The sequence below is a fragment of the Rhodanobacter sp. LX-99 genome, assembly GCF_018599185.1.
Taxonomy (GTDB): Bacteria; Pseudomonadota; Gammaproteobacteria; order Xanthomonadales; family Rhodanobacteraceae; genus Rhodanobacter.
Genome location: NZ_JAHFVL010000001.1, coordinates 2,105,137 through 2,119,226 on the forward strand (window position 1 = coordinate 2,105,137; position 14,090 = coordinate 2,119,226).

General features: G+C 70.2%; 15 protein-coding genes. 13 read left to right on the forward strand and 2 right to left on the reverse strand.

The window, feature by feature from the left end; translation table 11 throughout:
• Positions 1 to 9: 9 nt before the first annotated feature.
• Entirely contained in the window at positions 10 to 2,127 is a 2,118-nt protein-coding gene (locus tag KK131_RS09700) for a TonB-dependent receptor (RefSeq protein ID WP_214556438.1), read from the reverse strand.
• Positions 2,128 to 2,268: 141 nt separating this feature from the next.
• On the opposite strand from KK131_RS09700, the gene KK131_RS09705 reads away from it, so the two are divergent.
• The 3 genes from KK131_RS09705 (at position 2,269) to KK131_RS09715 (ending at position 4,496) form a co-directional block, all read left to right on the forward strand.
• Complete coding sequence (locus KK131_RS09705; RefSeq protein WP_214556439.1) at positions 2,269 to 2,931, forward strand: NYN domain-containing protein; 663 nt, start codon at positions 2,269 to 2,271, stop codon at positions 2,929 to 2,931.
• Between the two features lie 103 nt (positions 2,932 to 3,034).
• Positions 3,035 to 3,946: a methyltransferase gene (locus KK131_RS09710; RefSeq protein ID WP_250887395.1), complete on the forward strand. Its 912-nt coding sequence runs from the start codon at positions 3,035 to 3,037 to the stop codon at positions 3,944 to 3,946.
• Positions 3,947 to 3,959: 13 nt separating this feature from the next.
• On the forward strand, positions 3,960 to 4,496 hold the full coding sequence (locus tag KK131_RS09715; RefSeq protein ID WP_214556441.1) for a pseudouridine synthase: 537 nt from the start codon (positions 3,960 to 3,962) through the stop codon (positions 4,494 to 4,496).
• 9 nt (positions 4,497 to 4,505) lie between these two features.
• Here the strand turns inward: KK131_RS09715 and KK131_RS09720 are convergent, their stop codons facing one another.
• Positions 4,506 to 5,303, reverse strand: a complete 798-nt coding sequence (locus KK131_RS09720) for a TatD family hydrolase (protein ID WP_214556442.1) — start codon at positions 5,301 to 5,303, stop codon at positions 4,506 to 4,508.
• Positions 5,304 to 5,681: 378 nt separating this feature from the next.
• Between KK131_RS09720 and gspE the strand changes: the two genes are divergently transcribed.
• From gspE to KK131_RS09770, 10 genes are all read left to right on the forward strand, one after another.
• Positions 5,682 to 7,376 (forward strand): type II secretion system ATPase GspE, encoded by a 1,695-nt coding sequence (gene gspE, locus KK131_RS09725; protein ID WP_214556443.1) that lies wholly within the window; start codon positions 5,682 to 5,684, stop codon positions 7,374 to 7,376.
• Between the two features lies 1 nt (position 7,377).
• On the forward strand, positions 7,378 to 8,595 hold the full coding sequence (gene gspF / locus KK131_RS09730; RefSeq protein WP_214556444.1) for a type II secretion system inner membrane protein GspF: 1,218 nt from the start codon (positions 7,378 to 7,380) through the stop codon (positions 8,593 to 8,595).
• Positions 8,596 to 8,706: 111 nt separating this feature from the next.
• A complete protein-coding gene (gspG, locus tag KK131_RS09735; RefSeq protein ID WP_214556704.1) occupies positions 8,707 to 9,132 on the forward strand; it encodes a type II secretion system major pseudopilin GspG in 426 nt (141 codons plus the stop codon).
• 4 nt (positions 9,133 to 9,136) lie between these two features.
• Positions 9,137 to 9,595, forward strand: a complete 459-nt coding sequence (locus tag KK131_RS09740) for a GspH/FimT family pseudopilin (protein WP_214556445.1) — start codon at positions 9,137 to 9,139, stop codon at positions 9,593 to 9,595.
• On the forward strand, positions 9,592 to 10,026 hold the full coding sequence (locus KK131_RS09745; protein ID WP_214556446.1) for a prepilin-type N-terminal cleavage/methylation domain-containing protein: 435 nt from the start codon (positions 9,592 to 9,594) through the stop codon (positions 10,024 to 10,026). Before KK131_RS09740 ends, KK131_RS09745 begins: the two co-directional genes overlap by 4 nt.
• Positions 10,023 to 10,679: a prepilin-type N-terminal cleavage/methylation domain-containing protein gene (locus KK131_RS09750; protein ID WP_214556447.1), complete on the forward strand. Its 657-nt coding sequence runs from the start codon at positions 10,023 to 10,025 to the stop codon at positions 10,677 to 10,679. Before KK131_RS09745 ends, KK131_RS09750 begins: the two co-directional genes overlap by 4 nt.
• Complete coding sequence (locus KK131_RS09755) at positions 10,676 to 11,545, forward strand: type II secretion system protein GspK (RefSeq protein WP_214556448.1); 870 nt, start codon at positions 10,676 to 10,678, stop codon at positions 11,543 to 11,545. The genes KK131_RS09750 and KK131_RS09755 overlap by 4 nt, the downstream gene beginning before the upstream one ends.
• Positions 11,542 to 12,714 carry a PilN domain-containing protein gene (locus KK131_RS09760; RefSeq protein ID WP_214556449.1) on the forward strand — a complete coding sequence of 391 codons (1,173 nt, stop codon included), beginning with the start codon at positions 11,542 to 11,544 and terminating at the stop codon, positions 12,712 to 12,714. The genes KK131_RS09755 and KK131_RS09760 overlap by 4 nt, the downstream gene beginning before the upstream one ends.
• On the forward strand, positions 12,711 to 13,358 hold the full coding sequence (gspM, locus tag KK131_RS09765) for a type II secretion system protein GspM (protein WP_214556450.1): 648 nt from the start codon (positions 12,711 to 12,713) through the stop codon (positions 13,356 to 13,358). Before KK131_RS09760 ends, gspM begins: the two co-directional genes overlap by 4 nt.
• Complete coding sequence (locus KK131_RS09770; RefSeq protein ID WP_214556451.1) at positions 13,355 to 14,089, forward strand: general secretion pathway protein GspN; 735 nt, start codon at positions 13,355 to 13,357, stop codon at positions 14,087 to 14,089. Before gspM ends, KK131_RS09770 begins: the two co-directional genes overlap by 4 nt.
• The last annotated feature ends 1 nt before the right edge of the window (position 14,090 follow it).

Sequence of the window (14,090 nt, forward strand, 5' to 3'; positions counted from 1 at the left end):
CCGGCCCGCTCATGGCTCCCGGCGCAGGTCCAGGCCGAGCAGGAAGCTGCGGCCGGGCGCGGGTTCGAAGTAGCGTCCGTTGCCGTCGTTGACGATGACCGAGCCCACGTAGCGGCGATCCAGCAGGTTGTCGATGCGGGCGAAGGCATGCGTGCGCCACTGGCCGAGGACGGCGACGTAACCTGCGCCGATGCCGAACACGGCATGCGCGGGCGCCGACACGGTGCCCAGGTCGTCGGCCGGCACGGCACCGAGGTGACGTCCGTCCAGGTCGCCCTGCCAGCCGCGCTCGCCGCCGAAATGCAGCGCCGCGTAGGCCTGCGAACGCGGCACTCCGGCCATGCGCGCCCCCGCCGCCACCGGCGTTGCCGGCGTGGCGCAGCGGCCGGCGCAGGCGAGGAACGGCGAGCGGAACGCGGCATCGAGATAGGTGTAGGCCAGGTGCAGTTTCCAGCGTGCGCCCAGTGCATGGGCCAGCGACGCCTCCGCACCCTGCCGGCGGGCCTGGTGGATGTTCTGGTAGGTGGTGCGCCCGCCGAGGTTGGTGGCCACCGCCAGTTCGTTGCGGCTGTCCGCGCGGAACACGGCGATGCCGGCCTGCGTGCCCGGCTGTGGCCGCAGTTTCAGGCCGATTTCGGCGCTGCGCGTGTGCGCCGCGCGCAGGCCGAGGTTGAGCCCGCCGCGGCCGTCGTCGCGGTAGCCCAGTTCGGAAAAGGTGGGCGTTTCGAAACCCTTGCCGTAGGACGCGTACAGGTGTGCGCCCGGCGCGAGCCGGTACAGCACGCCAGCCACCGGCGTGCTGGCCGAGTAGCGCGCGCGGCCGCTGTCGTCGGGATTCCCGGCGGTGACGTAGCGGTCGGCGGTGGTGAAGTTCACCACGCTGCGGCGCAGGCCGGCCGTCACCGTCCAGGCAGGGGCCACGCGCCAACTGGCCTGGGCGTACTGGTCGGCATCGCGCACGCGATCGCGCTCGTCGCGCCGCAGCGCGCCGCGCGCGCCGAGGGTGTCGCCGACGAAATTCTCGAAGCCGCGGCGGCGCTGGTGCTGGTTGTCGTAGCTGGCCCCGGCGGTCAGCTCGAAGGGCCGGCCGGCCAGGGTGTGCTGCCAGTTCCAGCGCGCGTCGACGCCGCCATAGGCGTTGCCCAGGTCGACCACGCCGCCGGCATGCAGCGGGCTGGCCTGCGCGCCCGGCGGAATCGACAGGTACTGCAGCACCCTGCGCTCGCCGTAGTAGGCCATCAGGTGCAGCTCGCTGGCGGCGCTGATCCGGTCGTCGTAGGTCAGCCCGACCTGCTGCTGGGCGACGCTCTTGCGCGTGTCGTATTGCATGGCGGCGGCATCGGCCTGGCGCGGGTCGCGGCGGTACTGGTCGGGCGTGAGGCCGAGCGGATCCTGCGCCTGCGGCAGGCTCAGCGTGTTCAGCACCACGGTCAGCCGGCGGCGGTCGTCCAGCTGCCAGCCCAGCCGCGCATTGCCCGAGTTGCGCCGCGCGCGGCTGTGGGCGCGATAGCCGGCGGTCTGGAAACGGGTGAAGTCGAGGTTGTAGTCGAACGGGCCGTCGAGACCCCGCGCGTTGGCGCTGCTGCGCAGCAGGCCGTTGCTGCCGCCGACCGTGCCCAGGCGCAGTTGCGGCGGGTCGCTGCCTTCGGCGGTGAACAGCTGCACCACGCCGCCGGAGGCATTGCCGTACAGCGCGGAGAACGGGCCGCGCAGCACTTCGATGCGTTCGGCCGAGTCGAGATTGAAATGCGATACCTGGCCCTGGCCGTCGGGCATGCTGGCCGGGATGCCGTCGACGTACAGGCGCACGCCGCGGATGCCGAAAGTGGTGCGCGAGCCGAAGCCGCGGATCGAGATCTGCTCGTCCTGCGCGTAGTTCTGGCGGTCGCGCGCAAGGATGCCGGGCACGCCCTGCAGCAGCTCGGACGGGTTGATGCCGGGCGATCCGCTGGCCGGCACGGCCACCACGTCGATCGAGGCGGCCACGTCGAACGGCGACTGCGCGCTGCGCGTCGCCGTCACCGAAACCGGCGGCAGCGCCGTCTGGGGCGGTGCGGCGGTGGCGGTGGTGGTCATGCCCAGCAGGAGCAGGAAAGATCCGTGGCGCAGATGTCGCTGGTCGGGCATGGCGGTTCCGTCGGAACGTCGGGCGCTGCTGCAGAGGCAGGTGCATGCCGTAGAATACGTGAGTCGCCAACCCCATCGCCGGCGACGCCGATCCGCAGCCATGCCAGCGCATCCATCCCGTTTATTCGCCAAGGTCACTTCATGAATCGCACCGCCATCCTCGTCGACGGCGCCTTTTTTCTTGCCCGCTACCGCAAGGTGTACGGCGAGCGTGATGCCGGCGACGCGCGCGCGGTGGCGAAGACCGTGTTCAGCATGGCGCTGGAGCATCTGAAGGCGGTCGACCGGCCGCGCGAGCAGCTGTACCGCATCTTCTTCTACGATTGCCCGCCGCTGGAAAAGAGCTTCGTCAAGCCGATCAGCGGCGACAGCATCGACTTCGGCCGCACCGGCGCCGCCGCGTTCCGCCGCGAGCTGCACGACCAGCTGCGCCGCCAGCGCAAGATGGCGCTGCGGCTGGGCCGGCTGGCCGAGCGCGGCGAGTGGCAGTTGAAGCGCAACGCCTACCAGCAGTTGCGCGACGGCAGCCTGCACTGGGACGATCTGGGCGACGAACATTTCGAGCCGGACATGCGGCAGACCCAGGTCGACATGAAGATCGGCATCGACATCGCCGCGCTGACCTACAAGAAGCTGGTCGACCAGATCATCCTGATCGCCGGCGACGCGGATTTCATCCCGGCCGCGAAGCTGGCCCGCTACGAAGGCATCGACTTCATCCTCGACCCGATGTGGCAGGGCATCGCGCCGGACCTGCACGAACATATCGACGGCCTGCAATCGGTGTGCCCGCGGCCGTTTTGAGCCATCTACCCAGTCTGCACATGATTTTCGTGATATTGCGTCAAATCCGGACGGCCAACGTGCCAAGGAGTCATCGATGAACCGCGGGACACGAGTGACAAGGATGGGTACGCCACGCCTGGTCGCGGCACTGCTGCTGGCGGCCTGCCTGGGCCTGCCCGCGGTGGCCGGCGCGCAAGTGGCGCAGGCCGCGTCGGCCGAGCCGGACCAGCCGGCCGACGTGCTGGTGCCCCCCACCAGCGCCAGCGATTTCACCGCCTCGCAGCTGGACAGCGTGCTGGCCGGCAGCTGGCGCTCGCAGGCGAACCGCGCCCGCGACGTGTACCGCCACCCCAAGGCCACCTTGCAGTTCTTCGGCGTGCGTCCGGACCGCACGGTGATCGAGATCACCCCCGGCGGCGGCTGGTATGCCGAGATCCTGGCGCCGCTGCTGCATGACAACGGCCACTATGTCGCGGCGGAGAAGGCGCCCGCCGCCGACAGCGAGGCCCGCGACGACGACAGCGCCCTGCGCAGGAAATTCGCCGCCGACGCAGCGCACTACGGCAACGCCCGCATCGTGCAGTTCGATCCGAAGGCGCCGGTGTTCGGCGCGCCGGCTTCGGCCGACATGGTGCTGACCTTCCGCAACGTGCACAACTGGGTGATGGCCGGCACCGCGCCGGCGATGTTCAAGGCGTTCTTCGCCGTGCTCAAGCCCGGCGGCGTACTCGGCGTGGTCGACCACCGCGCCGACGACAGCGCCTCGCTGGAAGCGGTGAAGCGCAGCGGCTACCTGCCCACCGGCTACGTGGTGAAGCTGGCCACCGAGGCGGGTTTCACGCTGGACGAAAGCAGCGAGATCAACGCGAACCCGAAGGACACCAAGGATTACCCGAAGGGCGTGTGGACGCTGCCTCCCACGCTTACCCTGGGCGAACAGGATCGGGCGAAGTACCTGGCGATCGGCGAGTCCGACCGGATGACCCTGCGCTTCGTCAAACCCGTGGTGCCGGCAGCGGCTTCGACCCCCTGACCCGACGCACGCCGTGCTGATTGCGCTGAACAAGCCGTACGGCGTGCTGTGCCAGTTCACCGACGATCGCGGCCGCGCCACGCTGGCGGATTTCGTCGGGCAAAAAGACGTCTATGCGGCTGGACGGCTGGACCACGACAGCGAGGGACTGCTGCTGCTGACCGACGACGGCCGGCTGGCGCACCGGCTCACCGACCCGCGCCACAAGCAGGCCAAGACCTACCTGGCGCAGGTCGACGGTACGATCGATGCGGCGGCACTGCAGGCCTTGCGCCGCGGCGTGATGTTGAACGACGGGCCGACCCTGCCGGCCGAAGCCGAGTTCGCCAGCGAACCTGACTGGCTGTGGCCACGCGATCCGCCGGTGCGTTTCCGCAAGGCCATTCCCACCAGCTGGCTCAGCCTGACCCTGCGCGAAGGCCGCAACCGCCAGGTTCGCCGGATGACCGCGGCGGCCGGTTTCCCGACCCTGCGGCTGATCCGCGTGCGTATCGGCGAATACGCGCTGGACGGCCTGGCGCCGGGTGAGACGCGCGTGCTCTTGCGGTAGGGACGCGCCCTACGGAACGGGCGCCAAGCCGAAGAACGCCTCGGCCGTCGCCGTGCTGTTCGCCGCGGTGGTTTCCGCGCTCTCGCCGCGGTCGCGCGCGATCTCCTCGCAGATGTGCTTCAGGTACATCGGCTCGTTGCGCCGGTGCGCCGGTGGCGGCCGTACCGTGCGTGGCAGCAGGTAGGGCGCGTCGGTCTCGATCAACAGCCGGTTCGCCGGAACCGTGCGCACCAGTTCGCGCAGATGGGTGCCGCGGCGTTCGTCGCAGATCCAGCCGGTGATGCCGATATGGCAATCCAGCGCCAGGTAGTCGCGCAGCGCCCCGCCGGTATCGGTGAAACAGTGCACCACCGCGCCGGGTACCTTGTCGCGATAGCGCCTGAGCAGCGCGACGAAGTCCGTGTGCGCGTCGCGCTGGTGCAGGAACAGCGGCATCTGCAGGTCGGCCGCGATCCGCAGCTGGCGTTCGAACACCTGCAGCTGCACGTCGCGCGGCGAATAGTTGCGGTTGTAGTCCAGTCCGGTCTCGCCGACCGCTCGTACCGCAGGATCCCGCGCCAGTTCGCGCAGCGTTGCATCGGTGGCGTCGTCGTAGTCGATCGCGTGGTGCGGGTGCACGCCGGCGGTGGCGAACAGCGTGCCGGGATGCGCCTTCGCCAGCGCCAGCGCATGCTCGCTGCCGTCGCGCGACGCACCGGTCACCACCATTCGCGTCACGCCCTGCGCGTGCGCACGCTGCAGCACGGCATCGAGATCGTGATGGAACGACTCGTGGGTGAGGTTGGCGCCGATGTCGAGCAGTTGCATGGTGGGTGACCGGTCATCGAAGACCGGCATTGTCCCAGACCCCGGCAGGCGCAGGCCACGGCTTCGGGCCCGGGAGGCGGCGCTGCGATGTCGTCGGAACAACTTGCGCTAGCCGCATCACACCCGCCGCGGACCGGGAAATTTTCCTAGGCCGCGGACGCCCATGAGGCCGGGTGCAGCCGTCACAATGGGCGTTCCCGGCAAGCGGGCTGCATGAACGGGCAGGATATGGCGGCGGATGATGCTCGCTTGCCGGTTGGCGTATGTGATAACAATGACGATCGCCGTTTTGCAGCAGGAGACGTCGGCGACTTTTGCAGGTATCGAGCGGGGTGGAGGATGTCGGCAGCCATTGAGCCGGCGGTCAGCGGGGCGGGCATGGCCGTGAACGATCGCGAGGCGGAAGTCTGCGCGTGGCTGGTCGCGCGCGGCCGCCTGAAGGACAGCGACCTGGGTCGCGCCCGCCGCCTGCACGAGGAATCGGCCGAGGGCACGCTGACCACCTTGATGGCACGGCTCGGGCTGGTGTCCGAACGCGACCTGGCCGAGGCCTGGGCCGATTTGCTGCAGGTGCCGCTGCTGGCGGCGCGCGACGCGCCGGAACTGCCGCCGGCCGACCTCGATGTATCGCTGCGCTTCCTGAAGCAGCAGCACGTGGTGCCGGTGCAGGACGACGAGCACGGATTGGCGTTGATCGTGGCCGATCCGGCCGATCCGTATCCGCTGCAGGCGGTCGAACTCGCCGCCGGTCGACCCGTGGCGTTGCGGGTCGGGCTGCGCTCGGAAATCGACGGCCTGATCGAACGCTATTACGGCAGCGGCCGTTCGGCGATGGGCACCATCGTGGAGAACCTCGACGGCAGCGCGGCGGAAGAGGACGACGTCGAGCACCTGCGCGACCTGGCGTCCGAGGCGCCGGTCATCCGGCTGGTGAATCTCATCCTGCAGCGCGCAGTCGAGCAGCGTGCGTCGGACGTTCACATCGAGCCGTTCGAGAACCGCCTGAAGGTGCGCTACCGCATCGACGGCGTGCTGCATGAAGTGGAAGCGCCGCCGTCGTCGTCCACCGCCGCGGTGATCTCGCGCGTGAAGATCATGGCGCGTTTGAATATCGCCGAGCGTCGTTTGCCGCAGGACGGCCGCATCCAGCTGCGCGTGCAGGGCAAGGAGCTCGACCTGCGCGTGTCGACCGTGCCCACCAGTTTCGGCGAGTCGGTGGTGATGCGCATCCTCGACCGCGAGTCGGTGGTGTTCGACTTTGCCTCGCTCGGCTTCACCGACAGCTTCCAGCAGCGCTTCGTCGACGTGCTGGAAAAGCCGCATGGCATCCTGCTGGTGACCGGCCCCACCGGTTCGGGCAAGACCACCACGCTGTACACCGCGCTGTCGCGGATCAATACCAACGACGTGAAGATCATCACCGTCGAGGATCCGGTCGAATACCAGCTCGAAGGCATCAACCAGATCCAGGTGAAGCCGCAGATCGGTCTGGATTTCTCCGGCGCGCTGCGCTCGATCATGCGCCAGGACCCGGACGTGATCATGATCGGCGAGATGCGCGATCTGGAGACCTGCCGCATCGCGATCCAGTCGGCGCTCACCGGCCATCTGGTGTTGTCCACGCTGCATACCAACTCGGCGGCCGGCGGCATCACGCGCCTGCTCGACATGGGCGTGGAGGACTACCTGCTCGGCTCCACCATCAATGGCATCCTGGCGCAGCGGCTGGTGCGCCGGCTCGACCCGGAAACGGCGATTCCGTACGAAGCGCTGCCGGAGGTGATCGCGCAATTCGAGTTGGAGAAGTACACCGACGAGCGCCCGATCCGCCTGTGGAAGCCGGGCAGCAGCGCGGCCAATCCCAGTGGCTATCGCGGCCGTCGCGCGATCATGGAGTTCCTCACCATGAGCGATCCGCTGCGCCGGCTGCTGATGCAGCGCGCCAGCGAAGGCGAGATCGAGCGGCAGGCGCGCGCCGAAGGCATGCGCACGATGTACGAGGACGGCATCGCCAAGGCCGTGGCCGGCATCACCACGCTCGAAGAGGTCCTGCGCGTCACGCAGGAAGGCTGAGATGGCGCAGTTCCGCTACAAGGCGGTCAACGATGCCGGCGAGACGCTGCAGGGCCAGATGGAGGCCGCCAGTGTCGAGGAAGTGATCGGCCGCCTGCAGGACCAGGGCCACACGCCGCTGGAAGCCCTGCCGGCCGATGGCGCCGGCGGCGGCAGCGGCCTCGCCGCGCTGTTCAGGCGCGGTCCGTTCAGTGGCGACCAGCTGGCCCAGTTCACCCATCAGCTGGCGACCCTGCTTGGCGCCGGCCAGCCGCTGGACCGCGCGCTCGGCATCCTGCTCGAACTGCCCGAGGGCGAGCACGCGAAGAAGCTGGTCGAGCGCGTGCGCGATCGCGTGCGCGGCGGCAACAGCCTGTCGTCGGCGCTGGACGAGGAACATGGCGTGTTCCCCAAGCTGTACGTCAGCCTGGTGCGCGCCGGCGAGGCGGGCGGTTCGCTGGAAGAAACGCTGCGCCGGCTGGCCGATTATCTGGAGCGCGCGCAGCAGCTGCGCGGCAGCATCGTCAACGCGCTGATCTATCCGGCGTTCCTGCTGGTCGGCGTGCTCGGCTCGCTGGTGCTGCTGCTGGCCTACGTGGTGCCGCAGTTCGTGCCGATCTTCGAGGACATGCAGGTGCCGATCCCGTGGATCACCGCCGCGGTGCTGGCGCTCGGCAACGCGCTGCAATCCTGGTGGTGGCTGATCCTGCTGCTGCTCGGCGGCGGCCTGTTCGCCTGGCGCGCGCGGCTGCGCGACCCGGCGGCGCGGCTGGCCTGGCACGCCCGCCTGCTGCGGCTGCGCCTGGTCGGCCCGCTGCTGCTGAAGGTGGAGACCGCGCGCATCGCGCGCACGCTGGGCACCTTGCTGAAGAACGGCGTACCGTTGCTCAGCGCGTTGAGCATCGCGCGCCAGGTCACCGGCAACCGCGCGCTGGACGCGGCGCTGGACGCGGCGCACGAACAGGTCAAGGGCGGCGCGGGCCTGAGCCTGGCGCTGGGCCAGTCGAAACTGTTCCCGCGGCTGGCGATGCAGATGGTGCAGGTCGGCGAGGAAGCCGGCCAGCTCGACACCATGCTGCTGAAGGTCGCCGACACGTTCGAGCTCGAGTCCAAACGCGCGATCGACCGCCTGCTGGCCGCGCTGGTACCGGCGCTGACCATCGTGATGACCGTGCTGGTGGCGATCATCATGGCCGCGATCCTGCTGCCGCTGCTCAGCCTGACCAGCAACATTCAATGAAACGTGGAGATAGTCATGACTGAACAGATGACGGGATTCGGGAGTCGGGATGCGGGGTTCGGCAGGGTGCGCCAGCGCCGGCCGTCCGCTTTCACTAATCCCGACTCCCGAATCCCGACTCCCGGCCTGCGGCGCGCATCGCGCGCCGCAGGCTTCACCCTGCTCGAAATGCTCGCGGTGATCGTGCTGATCGGCATCATCGGCGCGGTGGTGGTGACCCAGGTCGGCAAGAACGTCGACAAGGGCAAGTACGGCGCCGGCAAGGCGCAGCTGATGACCTTGAGCCAGAAGATCGAGAACTACGCGCTGGACAACGGCGCGCCGCCGCAGCAACTGGAAGGGCTGGCGGTGAAGCCGGCGAATGCGCCGAACTGGCAGGGCCCGTACGCGAAGGCGTCCGACCTGAAGGACCCGTGGGGCCACGCGTTCGGCTACCAGTATCCGGGCCAGCACGGCGGCTTCGACCTGATCTTCTACGGCCAGGACGGCAAGCCGGGCGGCGACGGCTACAGCAAGGACGTGGGTAACTGGCAGTAAGCATGTGAGAGTCTCGCGCGCCAACGGCTTCACCCTGCTGGAAATGCTGGCAGTGATCCTGTTGATCGGGATCGCGGCGGCAGCGGTGTCGGTCTCGGTAACCCAGGGCCTGGCCAGTGCCCGCGTGCGCGCGGCCAGCAGCGAGCTGGCCGGCGCGTTGCGGGCCACCCGCGCGCAGGCGATCGTGCGCGGCGAGGAACAGCACTTCGACGTGGACACCCGCGCGAACAGCTACGACGGCGCGAAGCGGCAGGGCATGCGCCTGCCGAAAGGCCTGCGCGTGAGCATCACCAGCGCCAAGGAAGATCAGCCGAACGACCATACCGGGCGCATCCGCTTCTTCCCCGACGGCAGTTCCACCGGCGGGCGCATCACGCTGCAGAGCGGCCGGCGCGAGTGGCACGTCAACGTGTCGTGGCTGACCGGCGAAGTGCGCGTGGTCGATGCGGTGGCGCAGCGATGAAAGCCGGGATTCCCCATTCCCGGCATCAAGGCGGCTTCAGCCTGCTCGAAGTGATCGCCGCGATCATGCTGCTGGCGATCGCGTTCACCGCGCTGATGAAGGTGGCCGGCGCCTCGATCAACCTGACCCACAACGCGGCCGAACACAGCGAGGCGGCGATGTGGGCGCGCAGCCTGCTCGACAGCGCGTTCGTGGGCGAGCCGGTCAGACCGGGCAGCCGCTCCGGCCGCTTCGATCCGCAGTACCGCTGGCAACTCGACGTGACCCCGTGGAACCAGGCCGGGCCGGCGTTGCCGGGCGCGGCGCTGCAGCTGTATCAGTTGGACCTTGCCGTGTCGTGGGGGCCGTCGGCGCATCCGCGTTCGGCGCACTTCCGCACGTTGCGGCTGGGTGGGCCGGTGCTTGCCGGCAATGCGCAGGCGTCCCCGTGAAACGCGTCGCTGGCTTCACCTTGCTGGAAGTGCTGGCCGCGCTGGTGCTGCTGGCGTTGCTGCTGGTCGGGGTGTACTCGGGCATCCGCACCGCCACCCACAGCGTGCGCTCGGGCACCGCGGCGATCGAGCGGATCGACCAGGTGCGTTCGGCCCAGCAGTTCCTGCGCCGTGAACTGGCGCAAAGCCTGACCCAGCCGATCGGCCATACCGATCATGGCGAGCCGGTTTATTTCGAGGGCAGCGCGCGCGAGATGCGTTACGTGGCGCCGCTGCCCGGTTACCTCGGCAAGCTGGGTCCGCAGCTGCAGCGGTTGCGACTGGTCGACGACGGCCATGGCGGGCTGCGGCTGGAGTTGAGCCTGGCCCTGCTGCCGCCGGACGGCCAGCCGCCGCAGCCGCTGGGCGAGCCGCAGGTGCTGCTCGACCACATCAAGGCCGGCGGCTTCCACTATCGCGGCGTCGATCGGCAGGGCGCGGCGCTGCCGTGGTCGCCGATATGGGCCGATGGCCGCCTGCTGCCGCAGCTGGTGCGCGTCGAACTGCAGGTGCCGGACACGGTGGACTGGCCGCAACTGGACGTGCCGCTGCGGGTGAATCCGGCGCAGGCCGGCCTGCCGCAACTGGGCCTGCGCGGCGGGAGCCTGCGATGAAGCGCGCACCGCGGCGGTCGTCGGCCAGCCAGCGCGGGGTCGCCCTGCTGCTGGTGCTGTGGGCGTGCACGCTGCTGGCGATCCTGCTCGGCGGCTACGCCGCGCTGGCGCGCACCGAAGGCCTGCAGGCACGCTACCAGTTCGCCCAGACCCAGGCGCATTACGCCGCCGAGGCCGGCCTGATGCGCGCCGTCTACGGCTTGCAGAGCCCGCAGCCGGAGCAGCGCTGGGTCGGCGACGGCCGGGCCTACACGTTCCGCTACGATGGCGCCACGGTCAGCGTGCGTGCGATCGACGAAGGCGGCAAGGTCGACCTCAACGCCGCTTCGCCCGACGTGCTGCTTGGCCTGTTCCAGGCCGCCGGGCTGAAGCCGGACAAGGCACAGGCCCTGGCCGACCGCGTGGTCGACTGGCGCAACCCGGTCGGCCTCGAAGGGGAGGCCGCCAGCCAGCGTGCCGCCTACGTGGCGGACGGGCGCGACTACGGCCCGCGCAACGGCCCGTTCGCCAGCATCGAGGAATTGCAGATGGTGCTGGGCATGACGCCGGCGCTGTACCGGCAGGTGGCGCCGGCGGTGACGATCTGGGCAGGTGGTGCCAGCCCGGATCCGAACACCGCGCCGCCGCTGGCGCTGGCCGCGATCCCGGGGATGACGCCGGAGCAGCGCAAGATGGTCGAGGCGGCGCGGCAGCGGAACGCGAACGATCCGCGGCTGGTTCTGAACAACGGAACGACGCATAGTATCCGGTCCGAGGCTACGCTGGCCGACGGCACGCGTGCGGTCCTGCGCGCCACGATTCGCCTGCAGGCGGGGCAGGTGCAACCGTATACCGTGCTGCGCTGGCAGGAGGGGGAGGCAGAATGAGTACGGCAACGCAGTCGCTGCAGCCGTGGGTGGATCGTGTACGCCGCGGCTGGCGTGCTTCGCCGTTGCCGGGATTCCTCGGCTGGTGGGGCAGCGAGCTGCGCGGCATGCTGCCGCCGCGCTGGCGCGGCTGGTTCGGCAGCGGCGCGGACTGGCATCTGCTGCAGCACGCCGGCGCGCAGTGGAGCCTGCGCCGCAGCGGCCACGGCGACGTGCTGGCGAACTGGGACGACGGCGCCGACATGGCCGCCGATGGCGTGCGCGTCCTGCCGGTCGCGCTGAACGCCGCCTTGCAGCGCGTGGATCGCGAGGACCTGCGGCTGGCGCTGCTGCTGCCGCCCGCGGTGGTGCTGCGGCGCACGCTGGCGCTGCCGCTGGCCGCGCGCGATAACCTGCTGCAGGTGGCCGGTTTCGAGATGGACCGGCAGACCCCGTTCGGCGTGGCGCAGGTGCATTACGCCGTGCGCGAGCTGGGCACGCCCGCCGCGCCCGGGCGCTTCAACGCGGAACTGGTGGTGGTCACCCGCGACGCGCTGGATCCCTTGCTGGCGCGCCTGCGCGCGCAGGACATCGAGGTCGACGCGGTGGACCTGGCGGTGGGCGACGGCCGTCTCGGCGTCAACCTGCTGCCGCCGGAGCAGGTGCCGCATCGCGCGCGTCCGCGCCGCCGGCTGAACCTGATCCTGGCGGCCGCGTGCGTGCTGTTGCTGGCCCTGGTGCTGGGCGAGTGGCTGCACAACCGGCAGGTGGCGCTGGCGCAGATGCAGGCCGAGGTCGAGGCGATGCGCGGCGAGGCACAGCAGGTGGCCGCGCTGCGCCAGCAGCTGCAGGACAACGCCGGTGCGGCCGGCTTCCTGGCCCAGCGCAAGAAGAACACGGTAGCCATGCTCAGCCTGCTGCAGGACGTCACCGCGCGGCTGCCGGACAGCGCGTGGCTGGAACGCTTCAGCGTCGACAACACCGGCCAGCTCGGCTTCCAGGGGCAGAGCCAGCAGGCGGCGAAACTGCTCGACGCGCTGAAGGATTCGAAACTGATCACCGACGCCAGTTTCCAGGGCAGCATCCAGCCCGACCCGACCACCGGCAAGGAGCGTTTCTACCTGACCGCGCGCGTGAACCAGCCGAAGCCGCCGGCAGCGACCCCGGCAACCGGCGGGAGTGCGCCATGAAGATGACCGCCCTGAGTCCGCGCGACAGCCGCATCGCGGCGATCCTCCTGTTGCTGCTGGCGCTGCTGCTGGCCTACTTCACGCTGCTGCACTGGTGGTTCGTGGCGCCGTTGCAGCAGGTGCGCAGCGAGATGGCCGACCTGCGCGACACGCACAGCCGCTACGCCGCCGCGATCGCCGAGAAGCCGGCGCTGCAGCGGCGCATCGCCGCGCTCGGCGCCGGCCAGGCCGCCAGCAGCGCGTTCCTCGCCGCCGACGATCCGAACACCGCCGCGGCGGACCTGATGCAGCGCGTGGTCGACGTGGTCGCCGGCAACACCACGGGCGGGCGTTGCGTGGTGAGCCAGAAGATGCCGTTGCCGAACCCGCCGGCCACCGCCGGCGAGCCGTATCGCAAGGCGGCGGTGAGCATCAGCCTGAGCTGCGACGTCGAGCCGCTGGCGGCGGTGCTGCAGGCACTGGAGCAGGGTACGCCGTATCTGTTCGTCGACGATCTCAGCATCTACCGCAACCCGGTCGCCGCGCAGCAGGACAGCGCCGCACCGCTGGAGGTGCAGTTCACCCTGTCCGGCTATGTGCGCCCGGCGCGCAATGCGCCGGCGCCGTCCAGCCGTTCGCCCGACGCCGCGGGAGCCGCGCCATGAACGCCGCCAATCAGCGTCAGCTGACCCCGCTGCTGATCGCGCTCGTGGTGGTGCTGGGGGCCGTGCTGCTGTTGCTGCTGGCCGGCATCGGCCGCGGCGCACAGTGGGACGAACCGCGACCGCTGGCGCCGCTGCCGCCGGCCGGCAATCCCGCCAACCTGCCGCAGCCGGTGCCGTTGCAGCAGTTCGCGCTGGTCTGGCAGAAGCCGTTGTTCAGCCCCGACCGCAAGCCCGTCGCGCGCGCCGCCGACGGCGGCAGCAATCTCGGCGATCTCGAACTGACCGGCATCATCCTCACCCCCGGCCTGCGCATGGCCTTGCTGCACGACCGCAACGGCGACAAGCAGGTGCGCCTGCGCGAAGGCGAGGCGCTGCCCGACGGCAGCGTGAAGCTGGTCGAGCTGCGCCCGCGCTCGGCGCTGTTCGACTCGCCGGCGGGACGCACCGAACTGAAGCTGCCGGCCGGCGCGCCGATCGATCAGCCGCGGGCCGGGCCGGACGCGCGCGGCCAGCCGGCCGGCGAGGCGGCGATGCAGGTCGCGCCAGGCGATGCCGGGGCGCCGCCGGCGGGTGAGCGCGCCGGCTCCGGCCGCGCCACGATCGTGCCGATGCGTCCCGCCCCGGCGGCCTCGCCGCAGCCTGCCGGGGAATCGGCCGCCGAGCGGCTGCGCAAAAACATCCAGAAACGTCGGGCCGCCCGTGCCGCCGCGGCCCACGAAGGAGTACGTTGAT

What these genes read in the sequence shown, in the direction of transcription:
- KK131_RS09755 (WP_214556448.1), top strand. Translation starts at nt 10,676, where the DNA reads ATGAAGCGCGCACCGCGGCGGTCGTCGGCCAGCCAGCGCGGGGTCGCC.
- KK131_RS09760 (WP_214556449.1), top strand. Translation starts at nt 11,542, where the DNA reads ATGAGTACGGCAACGCAGTCGCTGCAGCCGTGGGTGGATCGTGTACGC.
- KK131_RS09770 (WP_214556451.1), top strand. Translation starts at nt 13,355, where the DNA reads ATGAACGCCGCCAATCAGCGTCAGCTGACCCCGCTGCTGATCGCGCTC.
- KK131_RS09720 (WP_214556442.1), bottom strand. Translation starts at nt 5,303, where the DNA reads ATGCAACTGCTCGACATCGGCGCCAACCTCACCCACGAGTCGTTCCAT.
- KK131_RS09700 (WP_214556438.1), bottom strand. Translation starts at nt 2,127, where the DNA reads ATGCCCGACCAGCGACATCTGCGCCACGGATCTTTCCTGCTCCTGCTG.
- gspE (WP_214556443.1), top strand. Translation starts at nt 5,682, where the DNA reads ATGGCCGTGAACGATCGCGAGGCGGAAGTCTGCGCGTGGCTGGTCGCG.
- KK131_RS09705 (WP_214556439.1), top strand. Translation starts at nt 2,269, where the DNA reads ATGAATCGCACCGCCATCCTCGTCGACGGCGCCTTTTTTCTTGCCCGC.
- gspF (WP_214556444.1), top strand. Translation starts at nt 7,378, where the DNA reads ATGGCGCAGTTCCGCTACAAGGCGGTCAACGATGCCGGCGAGACGCTG.
- KK131_RS09745 (WP_214556446.1), top strand. Translation starts at nt 9,592, where the DNA reads ATGAAAGCCGGGATTCCCCATTCCCGGCATCAAGGCGGCTTCAGCCTG.
- gspM (WP_214556450.1), top strand. Translation starts at nt 12,711, where the DNA reads ATGAAGATGACCGCCCTGAGTCCGCGCGACAGCCGCATCGCGGCGATC.
- KK131_RS09710 (WP_250887395.1), top strand. Translation starts at nt 3,035, where the DNA reads ATGGGTACGCCACGCCTGGTCGCGGCACTGCTGCTGGCGGCCTGCCTG.